This is a genomic window from Pedobacter cryoconitis (genome assembly GCF_001590605.1).
GTDB lineage: Bacteria > Bacteroidota > Bacteroidia > Sphingobacteriales > Sphingobacteriaceae > Pedobacter > Pedobacter cryoconitis_A.
On sequence record NZ_CP014504.1, the window covers coordinates 4700109 to 4715065 of the forward strand.

The 14957-nt window shown below is 38.4% G+C and carries 13 protein-coding genes; 8 read left to right on the forward strand and 5 right to left on the reverse strand.

The window, feature by feature from the left end; genetic code table 11:
* Nucleotides 1-49: 49 nt before the first annotated feature.
* The 3 genes from AY601_RS19690 to panC form a co-directional block, all read right to left on the reverse strand.
* Nucleotides 50-1189 (reverse strand): acyl-CoA dehydrogenase, encoded by a 1140-nt coding sequence (locus AY601_RS19690; RefSeq protein WP_068407746.1) that lies wholly within the window; start codon nucleotides 1187-1189, stop codon nucleotides 50-52.
* A 90-nt stretch (nucleotides 1190-1279) separates the two neighbouring features.
* Nucleotides 1280-1630, reverse strand: coding sequence for an aspartate 1-decarboxylase (panD, locus tag AY601_RS19695; RefSeq protein WP_068404291.1), 351 nt, complete (start codon nucleotides 1628-1630; stop codon nucleotides 1280-1282).
* Between the two features lie 44 nt (nucleotides 1631-1674).
* On the reverse strand, nucleotides 1675-2514 hold the full coding sequence (gene panC, locus AY601_RS19700) for a pantoate--beta-alanine ligase (RefSeq protein ID WP_068407747.1): 840 nt from the start codon (nucleotides 2512-2514) through the stop codon (nucleotides 1675-1677).
* A gap of 146 nt (nucleotides 2515-2660) precedes the next feature.
* Here panC and AY601_RS19705 point away from each other — a divergent pair, with 146 nt between their 5' ends.
* Together AY601_RS19705 and AY601_RS19710 are read left to right on the forward strand one after the other, a co-directional pair.
* A complete protein-coding gene (locus AY601_RS19705; protein WP_157288020.1) occupies nucleotides 2661-3491 on the forward strand; it encodes a glycogen/starch synthase in 831 nt (276 codons plus the stop codon).
* Nucleotides 3492-3514: 23 nt separating this feature from the next.
* The gene (locus tag AY601_RS19710) at nucleotides 3515-5002 is read left to right on the forward strand and encodes a DUF4270 domain-containing protein (protein ID WP_068404293.1); all 1488 of its coding nucleotides are present in this window, start codon (nucleotides 3515-3517) and stop codon (nucleotides 5000-5002) included.
* 179 nt (nucleotides 5003-5181) lie between these two features.
* On the opposite strand, the gene AY601_RS19715 is transcribed toward AY601_RS19710, so the two are convergent.
* Nucleotides 5182-5607, reverse strand: coding sequence for a single-stranded DNA-binding protein (locus tag AY601_RS19715; RefSeq protein WP_041883024.1), 426 nt, complete (start codon nucleotides 5605-5607; stop codon nucleotides 5182-5184).
* A gap of 14 nt (nucleotides 5608-5621) precedes the next feature.
* Nucleotides 5622-6671: an A/G-specific adenine glycosylase gene (mutY, locus tag AY601_RS19720; RefSeq protein ID WP_068404295.1), complete on the reverse strand. Its 1050-nt coding sequence runs from the start codon at nucleotides 6669-6671 to the stop codon at nucleotides 5622-5624.
* Nucleotides 6672-6930: 259 nt separating this feature from the next.
* Between mutY and AY601_RS19725 the strand changes: the two genes are divergently transcribed.
* From AY601_RS19725 to AY601_RS19750, 6 genes are all read left to right on the forward strand, one after another.
* Nucleotides 6931-7233, forward strand: coding sequence for an HU family DNA-binding protein (locus AY601_RS19725; protein WP_041883022.1), 303 nt, complete (start codon nucleotides 6931-6933; stop codon nucleotides 7231-7233).
* A gap of 7 nt (nucleotides 7234-7240) precedes the next feature.
* Nucleotides 7241-8104 (forward strand): tetratricopeptide repeat protein, encoded by an 864-nt coding sequence (locus AY601_RS19730; RefSeq protein WP_068404297.1) that lies wholly within the window; start codon nucleotides 7241-7243, stop codon nucleotides 8102-8104.
* Nucleotides 8105-8358: 254 nt separating this feature from the next.
* Entirely contained in the window at nucleotides 8359-9909 is a 1551-nt protein-coding gene (locus AY601_RS19735; RefSeq protein WP_068404299.1) for an Rne/Rng family ribonuclease, read from the forward strand.
* A gap of 108 nt (nucleotides 9910-10017) precedes the next feature.
* Complete coding sequence (gene radA / locus AY601_RS19740) at nucleotides 10018-11394, forward strand: DNA repair protein RadA (RefSeq protein ID WP_068404300.1); 1377 nt, start codon at nucleotides 10018-10020, stop codon at nucleotides 11392-11394.
* A 108-nt stretch (nucleotides 11395-11502) separates the two neighbouring features.
* Entirely contained in the window at nucleotides 11503-13476 is a 1974-nt protein-coding gene (locus AY601_RS19745) for a KUP/HAK/KT family potassium transporter (RefSeq protein ID WP_068404302.1), read from the forward strand.
* Nucleotides 13477-13622: 146 nt separating this feature from the next.
* A complete protein-coding gene (locus AY601_RS19750) occupies nucleotides 13623-14918 on the forward strand; it encodes a M57 family metalloprotease (RefSeq protein WP_068404304.1) in 1296 nt (431 codons plus the stop codon).
* The last annotated feature ends 39 nt before the right edge of the window (nucleotides 14919-14957 follow it).

Below are 14957 nucleotides of genomic sequence, written 5' to 3' on the forward strand. Positions count from 1 at the left end.
GTTTTCCGAACAGAAAACAGCTTTTTTATAGTAAAATTGATCAGTTATATTATCTTAATATTTCTCTTGAAATAACCATTTGCTGGATTTCAGAAGTACCTTCATAAATCTGTGTAATTTTCGCATCACGCATTAAACGCTCTACATGGTATTCTTTAACAAATCCATAACCACCATGCACCTGAACAGCCTCAACTGTCACGTCCATCGCTACTTTAGAAGCATATAATTTAGCCATAGAGCCAGCAAGCGTATAAGGTAAACCCTGATCTTTTAACCAGGCCGCTTTATAAACCAGCATTCTCGCGGCTTCAATACTTGTGGCCATATCTGCCAATTTAAAGGCAATCACCTGATGTTCTGCAATTGGCTTACCGAATGATTTACGTTGTTTAGCATAAGCAAGTGCCAGTTCATATGCACCAGCTGCAATACCCAATGCCTGAGCAGCGATACCAATACGGCCACCCTCCAGGGTCTTCATGGCAAACTTAAATCCAAACCCATCCTCACCAATCCTGTTTTCCTTAGGAACTTTAACATCATTGAACATCAGAGAATGTGTATCAGATCCGCGGATCCCCATTTTATTCTCTTTTGGCCCGATTGTAAAACCTTCCATTCCTTTTTCTACAATAAAAGCGTTGATCCCTTTATGCTTAAGATCAGGATGCGTCTGTGCAATAACCAGGTAAGTAGAAGCATTGCTTCCGTTGGTGATCCAGTTTTTTGTTCCGTTTAACAGGTAATAGTCACCTTTATCTTCGGCAGTAGTCTGCTGAGAAGTGGCATCAGAACCCGCTTCTGGCTCAGATAAACAAAATGCACCGATTTGTTGTCCCGAAGCTAAAGGCTTAAGATATTTCTCTTTTTGAAATTCAGAGCCATAGGCTTCTAAGCCATAACAAACTAAAGAATTATTGACAGAAACCACAACTGAAGCTGAAGCGTCAACTTTAGAAAGCTCTTCCATAACCAATACGTATGAAACCGCATCTAATCCGCTTCCACCGAACTTTTCTGAGACCATCATTCCCAAAAAGCCAAGCTCGCCAAGTTTTTTCACCTGCTCTGCCGGAAATTTTTGATGTTCATCTCTTTCAATTACACCAGGCTTTAATTCATGCTGCGCGAAATCTCTCGCAGCCTGCTGGATCATCAATTGTTCTTCACTTAGTTGAAATAGCATAATAATTATTTTTGGAAAATTACTTTTTGCCAAATTTAGTATTTCAAATCGAAAGATACTATGGTTGCATAGTATCTTTCCGAAAAATAATTATTTCAGCAGATGATTGTGATCATCAGGGAAGACCAGAATAGGTTTGTACAACTTAGCTTCTTCAATAGGTAAAGAGCCATAAGAAATGATAATTAAGGTATCCCCAACCTGCACTTGCCTTGCAGCTGCGCCGTTTAAACATACAGTACCTTTACCACGCTCACCTTTAATCACATAGGTTTCAAATCTTGCCCCGTTATTATTATTGACAATCTGCACCTTTTCATTAGCAATGATATTCGCGGCATCCATCAGGTCTTCATCAATTGTGATGCTGCCTACATAGTTTAATTCCGCCTGTGTCACTCTGACACGGTGTATTTTCGATTTTAAGATCTCGATAATCATGCTGTAAAGTTAGATAATATTATATTGATTCATTGTAATTCTTGTCAGTTCAGCATCATGTTATCGATCAGCCTGGTCTCTCCGACTTTCGCCGCAACCAGGGCAACCAGCTGCTGCGCTGCTTTATCTTTTTCCGGAAGGAGCGTCTCACTGTTCGCAATCGTAAAATAATCGAGTTCCACTCCTTTTACGCTTTGAATGATAGCTATGGCTTCTTTTAATAAGATATCTATACTTTCTGTTTGAAAATGATCTTTCACATAGGTTAACGCTTTACTGAGTACCAGCGCGTGTTCATGTTCTGCAGCAGAGAGATGAATATTCCTTGAACTCATTGCCAGTCCGTCTTCTTCCCTGATAATAGGACAGGAAATAATATTTACTGGCAAATTGAAATGAGCTACCATATTACGGATCATTAATACCTGCTGAAAATCTTTCTGACCAAAAAACGCCAGATCAGGATCAACCGCATCAAAAAGCTTCTTAACGATTTGAGTTACGCCTTGGTAATGTCCTCTTCTGAACTCTCCTTCCAGCAGAAATTCAGCCGGTCCAAGGTCAATATGCCAGTTTTCAGGCACAGGGTACATCTCTTTTACGGACGGCATGAACACATAATCACATCCCGCATCCTGCAGCATTTCAATATCATGCTGCAGTGGCCTTGGATATTTCTCCAGGTCTTTAGGGTCAGTAAACTGCGTTGGATTCACGAAAATACTGCAAACTACAACATCTGCATGCTGCTGAGCGATCTTGACGAGAGACACGTGTCCTTTATGCAAAGCACCCATAGTAGGCACTAATGCTATTTTTTGTTGAGCCAGTTTTAGTGGCTTCAGCAAGCTATTTAATCCTGCTATTGTATTTATAACTTCCAAACCGGGTTGTAAAATTTCAAAGTCCAAAGTTGGTTAATAATATAATCCCAACAAAACATCTCAGCAAGATATTGATAAATTTGAATAAATTGCTTACCTTTGCCCCTTGATTATCTTTTCTTTAACATAAATATTTATTCACAAATATGGAGATGGCAAAAACGAAGCTACTGATTGTTACACACGAGATGTCGCCTTTCCTGGAACTCACCAAAATTTCAGAGATTACCCGTCAATTACCTCAGGCAATGCAAGAAAAGGGATTTGAGATCCGTATTCTTATGCCAAGGTTCGGTAACATCAACGAACGGAGGAACAGGCTGCACGAAGTTATTCGTTTATCGGGAATGAACATCATGATTGATGACAATGACAACCCGCTTATTATCAAAGTGGCCTCTATTCCAGCAGCCCGTATGCAGGTTTACTTCCTGGATAATGAAGATTATTTCCAGCGCAAGTATGTATTCAGAGATAAAGAAAACAAGTTTTATGCAGACAATGACGAAAGAACAATTTTCTTTTGTAAAGGTGCACTTGAAACTGTTAAAAAGTTAGGCTGGGCACCGGATATCGTGCATTGCCATGGCTGGATGACTTCATTGGTTCCTGTTTACATCAAAACTTCTTACAAAAACGATCCTACATTCAAGAACTCTAAAGTTGTTTATTCTGTTTATGAAAACTGTTTCACTGAAACTTTACATGCTGATTTGCATAAAAAAGCAGTAATGAACAATATGACAGCAGATGACACCAAAGTTTTCGAAAATGCTGACAGTAATACTTTACATATTGGTGCAATTACTTACTCAGACGCTGTAGTTCTGGCTGATGAGAAAATTGATGCGAATGTGTTAAAATTTGTTAAAGATTCAAATAAGCCAACTTTAGCCTTTAATTTAACCGAAAATTTCGAGAACTTCTATGCTTTATATGAAGAAATCTCGAATGATGAATTGGTTTCAATAGCATAAACTCAGGTATTATTAAATTAATTATGAAATTTTCAAAACTAGACTTATTGACCCTGTTGATAAGTCTTTTTCTTTTTTCGTCTTGTAAAGACTCCAGTACTATCGGTTTAGATATTAATCCAGCTAACGCGGTCAGTGGGATTCTTTTAGATACAGTTACAGTTACTTCCCGTACTGAATTAGATGATCCTGCCTCAACTTATCCTCCTGCAACTACAGGATCAGCGGTTGGTTTAGTCAGATATCCTCTGGGACAAATGGCTGATCCGATTTTTGGTTCAACCACAGCAAATCTGGCCATGGCAGTTAACTTGCCAGGGGGCGCGGGGTACAGCTTTGGTACAGCCGCCGAAATTGATTCAGCAGTATTAGTGATGCCTTATGCTACGAATACTGCAGTTCCTACTTCAGTTCAGGCTACTATCGGAAGTCAGCTTGCACAGTTTTATGGGGATAGTACTTCAACATTCAATGTTAGAGTAACACAGTTAAATACTAATCTTTCGACACAAACCGGTTTCCTGAATACTACAGATTATCCATCAACTGATCTTCTTGGATCAGCAACTATAACACCAAGACCAGGTTCATCTGTCAGAGTGCTCAGAGTAATCCCCGGAGCAGTGGATACTGCATATAATGCTGGTCCGCAGGTAAGGATTAAATTGTCAACAGCACTGATCAAAAGTAAGATCATGGCCCTTGACTCTGCAACTTTAAGTACAAATGCGAATTTAGCAGCTGCATTTAAAGGTTTAAAGGTAACCGCAAGTCTTGTTTCCGGAAAACCTGGGGCAGTCATGTTCTTTAATTTCACCGGCAGCAATTCTAACCTGGAGATTTATTATAAAAAACAGAACACTACTACTGCAACACTCAGAGATACAGTGGCAGCAATGTTTCCAATCTCTGTGTCTTCAGGACCAGTTGCAGCAACTGTAAAACATGATTATACCAATACAGCTATCGCAACGCAGCTTAAAACTCCTGCAGATTACGCAGTAACTTATTTACAGGCTATGAGTGGGGTGAGAAACAAAATAACCTTCCCTTACCTGAAGAACCTGAAAGCTTCCATTGGGACAAAAATTGTGATTAACAAAGCGGAGCTGGTAATTGACATCAGTGATCCTGCAGATTCAATTCCATTTAAAATACCACCGCGTCTTTCTTTATACAGGCTGGATCTTGCCAAACAAAGACAAAATCTACCAGATAATAACGTTGCCTCACAAAATAACCCAACCGGTGACCCAAGAGCATTATTACCATTCGGAGGATTCTACGATAAAACTAAAAAAAGCTACACTTTTGTAGTAACCAGCTACATTCAGGATATAGTTGACGGAAAAACTGTTGATTACGGGACTTACCTGGCACCAACTGCAACAACCGAATTTAACCTGTTACCTTATGCAACTTCAGCAGGAAGAGCAGTAATTGGTTCATTTAACAATCCTGCAAGCAGGAAAATAAGACTTAATATTTATTACGTTAAGAATCCTAATTAGTTTTTAACACTCAGGATATAAAAGGCTGCCCCATCAGGGCGGCCTTTTTCATTTTAAGCCATTTTCAGACTGTTCCCACACTGCAAATGTAGTGTAGGAGTTGGCTAGGGTATGAATCCACCCCTGCACTACCAGCCCGCAAACCGAACAAAAAACTTTACGCTATACTTCGAATCACCTTAAAAAGGTAAATCACCTGAGATACCATCTGCATCCAGATAATCATTTTCACTTTTAGGTGTACTGTTAGTGGTTACCGGAGTATTTTCAAAATCACTTTTTCTGCCCAGAATAGTAAAATTCTCTGCTACAACTTCAGTTACATATTTCTTTATCTTCTCCCGGTCCTCAAATGACCGTGTACGTAGTTTTCCTTCTATATAAACGAGTTTCCCCTTTTGCAGATACTTTGACGCCACTTCAGCTAAACCCCTCCATAACACAATGTTATGCCACTCTGTTTGCTCTATGCGTTTTCCATCTTTATTATAAGTTTCTGATGTAGCCAGCGGAAAGCTTGCAACGGTAACACCACCATCTAGGTGACGGACTTCAGGATCCTTCCCTAAATGTCCAACTAAAATTACTTTGTTAATACCTGACATGAATTTGGAGTTTACTATTTGTTAAAATAGAAGTTAATAAATTTGGTTAGAATTTTCGGTTGTGGCAGCTGATCCAAATCGGCCCAAGTGACCCAATTCGCTTCTGCGCTAATATTAAAGTTAATGATATAATTATCTAAACCAAAAAATTGAACGTATATAATTTGGTGTGTCAATAAATGTTTCACTTGCATCAGTGGCCGGATAACAACAGCTGATCCGAAATTTTGTTTAACTTTTTCCAAAAAAACCTCATTATTAACGCCTGCTTCTGCTATCGTTTCTATGTTGGGAAAATCATATAAATGCTGCCAGATATCTTCTGAAATCCTTTTATTAACAAGCACTTTATTGTCATTTTCGCAAATAAAATAATTAATATAGCGTGTTTTGACCTTCACTGTTTTGAGTTTAACAGGAAGAACAGGGATCAGGTTATTATTTTTCGCATAACAGGAAAGCATCAGCGGACAAATTTCACAATTGGGAGACTTAGGCTTACACTGCAAAGCACCGAATTCCATAATCGCCTGATTATACAGGGCAGGGTCTTGCTTATCAATAAGAGATTGTGCAAGTTCTGAGAATTGTTTTTTGCCCAGCGTACTATTAATCGGTGTACTGATTCCAAAATATCTGGAGAGTACCCTGAACACATTTCCATCTAAAACAGCCATCGATTCACCAGAAGAAAAGGAAGAAATCGCAGCTGCTGTATATTCACCAACCCCTTTAAGTTTGATCAGTTCCCGGTAACTTACAGGAAAAATACCTGCATATAAATCCATAATCTGGCGTGCAGTAAATAACATATTTCTACCGCGTGAATAATACCCTAAACCCTGCCATAGCTTCAGAATCTGTGTTTCTGTTGCTGCAGCGAAATCCGAAACTGTAGGATATGCTGCTAAGAAACGATTAAAATAAGGCAATCCCTGTTCCACCCTTGTCTGCTGTAAAATGATCTCTGATAACCAGATAATGTAAGGATCTTGCGTATGTCTCCAGGGGAGATTTCTTTTGTTAACCAGGTACCAACTGATAAGCTCTTGCTGAAATGCCATAACCCCAAAAATACAAGTAATACATTATTTTGCCGAGTTATAAATTATTATTTTTTATTGCGCAAAATTCACCAATGTTTATTTTGTTATAGCCAGTAGAAATACGCTGATCAGGTTAGATTATGTAAAACTTGCAATTCCCTGATACTATTCAAGATAAATAATTGATCTTTTATTTTCCTATCTCATTAAAAAGCAATACTTTTGCAACCCCAAATCACTTATAATATTAAACACACAACAATTAATAATAGAAAATATGACTAAGGCAGATATTATTTCAGAAATATCAACGAAAACAGGAATTGAAAAGGTAGATGTACAGGAAACCGTTGAGGCGTTTTTCAAAGTAATCAAAAGCAGTATGATCGGTGGCGAAAATGTCTATGTTAGGGGTTTTGGAAGTTTTGTTGTTAAGAAAAGAGCACAAAAAACTGCAAGAAATATTTCAAAAAACACTGCGATTATTATTCCAGAGCATTTTGTACCAAGTTTCAAACCAGCAAAAGTTTTTGTTGATAAAGTAAAAAACAATTCAAAAAAACTAAGCGTAGAAGCTTAATCTGCTTATGATGAACACTATCCGATCTAAACAAACATTAATTATTGCAGCAGTAATTCTGCTGAGTGTATTTTTGTTTACAAGAGATATCAAAGGTTTAGTGAAGCCGAAGAAAGAAACATCTGGCGTTCCTGCCGGAGGGCAACTTACTTCAGCAGGCAGTACAATTAATTTAACAGAGGTCTCGACCGCTGCTAAAAATTCAATTAATGCTAACTTAGCTGCGGAAATCACTACATTGGAAAATGCGTATAAAACTGCATCTGAAGATCAGAAAGTGAACGCTGCGAAAGTTCTTGCAGAAAAATGGGATGATGTTGAACAAGCTGTTCCAAGCGCGTTATATCTGGAAATCATTGCTGGCAAAGAGCGTAACCTGAATAGCTGGTTAGCTGCTGGTGGCAGATTGATGAAAGCTTTTGACAATACACAGGATAGTTTAATTTCTCCTGTATTATTACAAAAAGCAAATGCAGCTTATACGAATGCTGTAGCACTGGATTCAACGAATCTTGAAGCTAAAACCGGTTTGGGAATCACTGTCGTTAATGGCATGGGTGCACCGATGTCGGGAATAGCAATCTTGCTGGACGTCATTAAAAAAGATCCTGATAACCTGAAAGCAAACATGAGCTTAGGAACTTTTGCAATAAAATCCGGACAATTTGATAAAGCAATAACCAGGTTCAATGGTATAATAGCTAAAAAGCCTTCACCAGATGCTTATTTCTATCTGGCTACAGCTTATGAGAACCTGGGTAAAAACAAGGAGGCTGTTGAGGCTTACCTGAACAGTAAAAAATTGGCAGCAAATCCAACCTTATCTAATTTCATTGATAAGAAAGTAGCTGAGCTGAAGACCAAAAACTAATAAACAGATTTATAAAAATATCTAAACCTTACAATTATGCCAAGCGGTAAAAAAAGAAAAAGACATAAAATGGCCACCCACAAACGTAAAAAGCGTTTAAGAAAAAACAGACATAAGAAAAAATAGATTTTTCTCCATGATCAACGAATAATAGATACTAAAACTAGTTTTAGTATCTATTATTCGTTGATCTGTTTTTTATATATTCAGTCCATGTGTTTAATAAGGGATTCATCCCTTTAAATGTATAGCTTTTGGTAAAGGAATTAATTATCGATTCATCTCCTACGGGAGTAACCATAGCTTTGATTGAAGATAAACAACTTGTAGAACTTCATAAAGAACACGTCAACACAAATTACGCCGTAGGCGACATCTATTTAGGCCGCATAAAGAAAATTATGCCGGGATTAAATGCTGCGTTTGTTGATGTGGGTTATGAGAAAGATGCTTTTTTGCATTATTTCGATCTTGGTCCGCAAGTTCAATCTTTATTAAAGCTTACAAAAATTAAGCGGAATGGCACTGTTAGTGGGACGTTATTAGACAATTTAAAGCTTGAAGCCGATATTAATAAGGCTGGCAAAATATCTGAGGTCGTTTCCAAAAACATGCTTATACCTGTTCAAATAGCTAAAGAGCCTATTTCAACTAAAGGACCGCGTCTAAGCTCTGATCTTTCTATTGCAGGACGGTACATTGTATTAGTCCCTTTTTCTAATGTAATATCAATCTCGAAAAAAATTAAGAGTAATACAGAACGTAATCGTTTAAAAAAGATTATTGAAAGTATTAAGCCTAAAAACTTCGGAGTAATCATCAGAACAGTTTCTGAAGGTAAAGGTGTTGAAGAATTGCAAAAAGACTTATTGGATTCTGTCTCTAAGTGGGAAAATTTCATTAAGAAATTACCTGAGGCCGAGCCTTCCAAACGTGTTTGGGGCGAGATGGACAGAACGTCAACGTTAATCCGTGACATTTTAAGTGTTGACTTCACTAATGTTTATGTGAACGATGCAGGTTTGTTCGAAGATATCCGTTCTTATGTGCATGAGATTTCTCCGGAAATGGAGAAAATAGTAAAACCTTACAAGCACAAGGAACCTATATTTGAGCATTTCGGAATTGAAAAACAAATTAAGAATGGCTTTGGCAAAACCGTAAATCTTGCCGGCGGAGCTTATCTTGTTGTGGAACATACCGAAGCACTTCACGTTATCGACGTTAACAGCGGTAACAGAACAGCTAATAAAGAAAACCAGGAAGACAACGCCTTACAGGTAAACAAGGAAGCTGCAAAGGAAATTGCGCGTCAACTCAGACTACGTGATATGGGTGGTATTGTAGTGATCGATTTTATCGATATGCATAAACCAGTAAACCGTAAAATGTTATTTGACTATCTGCGTGAACTGATGCTGCTGGATCGTGCTAAACACACTATTTTGCCTCCAAGTAAGTTCGGCCTTGTGCAAATTACACGTCAGCGTGTTCGTCCTGAGATGAACATTGTGACCAGTGAAGTTTGTCCAATGTGTCACGGTACTGGTGAAATTAAAGCGAGCATCGTTTTAATGGATGATATTGAAAGTAATATGAATTACATTTTGCGTGAGCAGAATGAAAAAAACATTACGCTTTGTGTACACCCGTATATAGAGGCCTTTATCAAAAAAGGTGTTTACTCCCTGCAATGGAAGTGGTTCTTTAAATTCGGACAGAAAATTAAAGTTAAGGCAGTTCCGTCTTACTTATTAACAGAGTTTCATTTTATCTCTTCTAAAGACGAAGAAATAAAACTGTAAGACTCATGTTCAAAACATAATGGAAAAGCCTGATTACTTTAAATAGTAACCAGGCTTTTCTATTTTCCCACCGAATTAAGTTAAATTTGTGTTTTAATCTCAAATCAATTGGCTAAAACTAAATCAGCATATTTCTGTCAGAGTTGTGGGTATGAATCAGCCAAGTGGCTTGGAAAATGCCCATCCTGTAATTCCTGGAATACTTTCGTAGAGGAAGTTATTGAAAAACCAGGAGCCAGTGTTCCTGCATGGCAAACATCCGGTTCTACGAAAAGATCCAATAAACCTAACAAGATTACCAACATTGCGTTTTCTGAGGAAAATAAGCTCTCCACCAATGATCTTGAACTCGACCGGGTACTAGGTGGTGGTTTAGTGGCCGGATCTGTAGTTTTAATCGGAGGTGAACCGGGTATAGGTAAATCAACACTGATGCTGCAACTTGCCTTAAACATTACCGGAAAGAAAGTACTCTATGTTTCAGGCGAAGAAAGTGAACAGCAGATTAAAATGCGCGCAGAAAGGATTACCAGTAATCCAACCGCAGACTGTTATATCCTTACTGAAACCTCCACACAGAATATCTTTAAGCAAATTGAGGTGCTTGAACCCGATATTATTGTAGTAGATTCCATCCAGACACTTCATTCTGCACATATTGATTCTACACCAGGCAGTGTTTCTCAAGTAAGGGAATGTACTGCTGAATTGCTGCGTTTCGCCAAAGAAACGGATACTCCGGTCTTTTTAATCGGTCATATTACCAAAGATGGAGCGATTGCGGGGCCTAAAATCCTGGAACACATGGTTGACACCGTTTTACAATTTGAAGGCGACAGACATCATGTTTACAGAATTCTACGTTCTATTAAAAACAGATTTGGTGCCGCAGCAGAATTAGGCATTTATGCCATGCACAGCGGTGGGCTCAGACAAGTTTCCAATCCTTCGGAAATTTTGCTTTCTCAAAGAGATGAGGAATTAAGTGGTATTGCCATTGCAGCGACTCTTGAGGGTGCAAGGCCAATGTTAATTGAAACACAGGCCTTGGTTAGCACTGCAGCTTACGGAACGCCTCAGCGTTCAGCTACGGGCTTTGATACCCGAAGAATGAATATGCTCCTTGCCGTACTGGAAAAGCGATGTGGCTTTAGGTTAAGTACAAGAGATGTATTCTTAAATATTGCTGGTGGGATTAAAGTGGAAGATCCTGCAATTGACCTTGCGATTCTTGCGGCCATTATTTCATCACATGAGGATATTTTCATCTCTTCAAAAATTTGTTTTGCGGCAGAAGTTGGTTTATCAGGAGAAATCCGCGCAGTAAACAGAATAGAACAGCGGATTGCTGAAGCTGACAAGCTGGGATTTGAAAGGATTTTTGTTTCTAATTATAATTTAAAAGGGCTGATTACAGATAAATATAAACTGGAGATTACAGGCGTGAACAAAATTGAAGATGTCTTTTCATTATTGTTCGGGTAACTGGATATAAGAAATTGGAGCAAGAATTAAAATGTGGTTAAAATTAAACCGCATATCACTGATATAGAACAAGAAAGCGTAATTTTGTTTTAAATCAGCCTTTAAAACATGCATCCTAATCTAAAAAAACTATCCGCAGCGGGTATGTTAGTGACATTGGGTATAATATTCGGTGACATAGGAACGTCTCCGCTTTATACCTTTCAAGTATTACTTAAAGAGGGCGGACAGGTTAATCCCGCCTTAGTATTAGGTGCTATTTCGTGCGTATTCTGGACGCTCACACTACAAACTACATTCAAATATATTTTCATTACACTTCAGGCAGACAATAAAGGGGAAGGGGGCATTTTTTCATTGTACGCATTAGTGAGGCGTTACGGTAAATGGATGGCCATCCCCGCGATAATCGGCGCCGGAACCTTACTGGCCGACGGGATCATTACACCCCCCATTTCTGTAACTTCAGCTATTGAGGGCCTAAATCTCGTTCCTGCATTGTCAAAGATTATTGTGCCCGGTAATACTTTGATTTTGTGTATCGTCATCACAATTATTGTACTGCTATTCTTTTTCCAGCAATTTGGAACGAAGGTTATCGGCGCTTCTTTCGGACCGATTATGCTTTGCTGGTTTTGTATGATTGCCTTGCTTGGACTGATCCAGGTATTGCATTACCCTGAGATTTTCAAAGCGCTGAACCCCTATTACGGCGCCAGGTTATTAATGGATCATCCACATGGTTTTTGGCTACTGGGTGCTGTATTCTTATGTACAACGGGCGCGGAAGCACTCTATTCCGATTTAGGACATTGCGGAAGAAAGAATATCCAGATCAGCTGGATCTTTGTTAAAACAGCCTTAGTATTGAACTATCTTGGTCAGGGCGCATGGGTCTTAATGCAAAGTCCGCAGAAAGATTTCAATGGGATCAATCCTTTCTTTGAAATTGTCCCGCATTTATTCCTGATTCCAGTGGTCATTATTGCAACTATGGCGACCATCATTGCCAGTCAAGCCTTAATTTCAGGTTCCTTTACCTTGATCAGCGAGGCAGTGAGTATGAATTTCTGGCCTAAAGTCACGATTAAATATCCCACTAATATCAGAGGTCAGATTTATATTCCGAGTATCAATTGGTTACTTTGTATTGGTTGTATCGCAGTCTCTCTTTATTTCAGGACCTCAGAGAATATGACCGCAGCATACGGGTTTTCTATTACAATCGCCATGCTGATGACCACGATACTGATGTATTATTTTATGCGCTATGTGAAGCACTGGCCACTTTGGCTGGTCATTATCATTGTCAGTGTTTTTGCCGTAGTAGAACTTTCTTTCTTTGTGGCAAACTCCGTTAAAATTGTTAAAAGATTATTCTTCTTAGTCTTCGAAGTAGGTTTGATTTTCACCATGTTTGTTTGGTTCAAAGCGCGTAAGATTACAAATCGATTCTTGAAATTTGTAGAGCTTGAAGAACATGTCCCTATGCTGAAAGCACTAAGTGAGGATCGCTCGATAGCTAAGTATTGTACCCATCTGATTTATTTGACCAAGGCAAATAATAGCAAGCAAATTGAACAAAAGGTTCTTTATTCAATATTCAGCCGTAACCCAAAGCGGGCAGATGTGTACTGGTTTGTTCACATTGAAAGAACTGATGAGCCGTATACGATGGAGTTTATGGTAGAGGAGCTTTCTGACGATAAAATTATCCGTATTGAGTTCAGACTTGGCTTCCGTATTCACCCAAGGATCAATGTGCTGTTTAGAAAAGTGGTACAGGAGATGGTGGCGAATAAAGAGATTGACATCACCAGTAAGTATGACTCCCTGAATAAGTTCAATCTGGCAGCAGATTTCCGCTTTGTAATCATGGAGAAATTCCTTTCTTATGAGAATGAATTCAGTTTAAAAGATGGATTTATCCTGAGAAGTTATTTTGCGATTAAAAGACTGGCCCAATCTGATACCAAGGCTTTTGGACTGGATACGAGCGAAACGGTCATTGAAAAGATCCCACTGGTGGTTTATCCTGCCGAGAACATTCATTTAAAACGTATTTTCAGACCCGCTAGTTGATTAATTACCAATTGTCACAATAATTAATCACTAAAAAACATACCTTCATTATTTACAAACAATATTTCACAAAAAAATTATTAACCTCCTTTTTTAAAATTATATATATAACTTAGAGTATAAAATTATACCTAATTATATAACCTATGAAAAAAAATCTCTATTTAACGCTTCTCGTTGTATGTGTTATTTCGTTTTCCTGTAAAAAGAAAACTATTGATCAGCCGGATCATTCTGATAAAATTTCCGCAGATGTAATAGAATCCATCAAAAAAAAAGGATTTAATACCGATGGAATTATTCGATATAAAGATGGTTATATCGTAGAAGGAGATATTTTCTTTGACAGTAAGTCATTGTTAAAAGAAAAACCAGAAAGCCCTGTTTTAAACATCGCAAAGTCAGAACAGTATAAAACTTATAATCTAGTATCAGGAACCGCCAGGGTGATTACGATTTCATGCAATTTGGGCAGCCCTTATAGTGAAGCCCTGGACCAGGTAATCAGTAATTATAATGCTTTACAGCTAAGAATAATTTTTCAAAGAGCCGCCAGTGGCGCAAATATTAACGTAGCTGGGATGAATCAGGGAAGAAACCCGGATGGATCTATCATTTTAGGCATTTCTGCTGGCTTCCCCGATATTAATGGAAATCCAGCCCCTTCATTTTCTATCAATACAAATTCACTTGCCGTACCTCCATCTACATCAATAGCTAAAATTGCTGAAATCATGCAGCATGAAATTGGACATGCCATAGGATTAAGGCATACTGATTATATGACCCGGGCGAGCTGTGGCAGAAATGTTAATGAAACTGAAACAGAAGTAGGCGCAGCACTTATACCAGGAACTCCATCAGGTTATGACTATGAGTCGTATATGCTTGCTTGTACGGATATGAATGGTCAAGCGAGAATATTTAATGCAAATGATATTATTGCTTTAAAATATTTATACGGTGGGCCGGAGAGAATAGCCAGAACAATTAAATCTATTTCTTTTAATAATGTATTTCTAAGAATGAGCGGTCTTGGATTAACACAGGCCAGAGCTTCGGGCGGAGGAGTTGTCAATTGCCAATACGGTGCAACTGTATTTGAAAAGTTTTATTTTGTTCCACAAAGTGATGGTAGTTATCTAATTGAATCAGCTGTTTTTCCAAATGTATTTTTAAGACTGGATGGTGCAGGCGTGCAATTTGGATATGCAGGAGGAACAGTGAACGCACAATATGGCGCAGGTCCGTATGAAAAATTCCTTGTCTTAAAAAATCTTGATGATAGCTATTCCATCTGGTCAACAGCTTTTTACGGCACCTGTCTTCAAATTGATGGCAACGGTGTAACACAGCCTGATGCAAATGGGTCGGGAGCAGTTAAAGCGCTGAACTTGATGCCTGCTGAATGGGAATCATTCACGATCAGCCCTGCACTTTAATTGTATTAATAGAGGGGAGGTAAACATTAACAGTACTTA

Bases quoted from the DNA above. Each gene is read 5' to 3' on its own strand.
- AY601_RS19690 (WP_068407746.1), bottom strand. From the start codon at position 1,189: ATGCTATTTCAACTAAGTGAAGAACAATTGATGATCCAGCAGGCTGCG.
- panD (WP_068404291.1), bottom strand. From the start codon at position 1,630: ATGATTATCGAGATCTTAAAATCGAAAATACACCGTGTCAGAGTGACA.
- AY601_RS19705 (WP_157288020.1), top strand. From the start codon at position 2,661: ATGGAGATGGCAAAAACGAAGCTACTGATTGTTACACACGAGATGTCG.
- AY601_RS19710 (WP_068404293.1), top strand. From the start codon at position 3,515: ATGAAATTTTCAAAACTAGACTTATTGACCCTGTTGATAAGTCTTTTT.
- AY601_RS19715 (WP_041883024.1), bottom strand. From the start codon at position 5,607: ATGTCAGGTATTAACAAAGTAATTTTAGTTGGACATTTAGGGAAGGAT.
- mutY (WP_068404295.1), bottom strand. From the start codon at position 6,671: ATGGCATTTCAGCAAGAGCTTATCAGTTGGTACCTGGTTAACAAAAGA.
- AY601_RS19725 (WP_041883022.1), top strand. From the start codon at position 6,931: ATGACTAAGGCAGATATTATTTCAGAAATATCAACGAAAACAGGAATT.
- AY601_RS19730 (WP_068404297.1), top strand. From the start codon at position 7,241: ATGATGAACACTATCCGATCTAAACAAACATTAATTATTGCAGCAGTA.
- AY601_RS19745 (WP_068404302.1), top strand. From the start codon at position 11,503: ATGCATCCTAATCTAAAAAAACTATCCGCAGCGGGTATGTTAGTGACA.
- AY601_RS19750 (WP_068404304.1), top strand. From the start codon at position 13,623: ATGAAAAAAAATCTCTATTTAACGCTTCTCGTTGTATGTGTTATTTCG.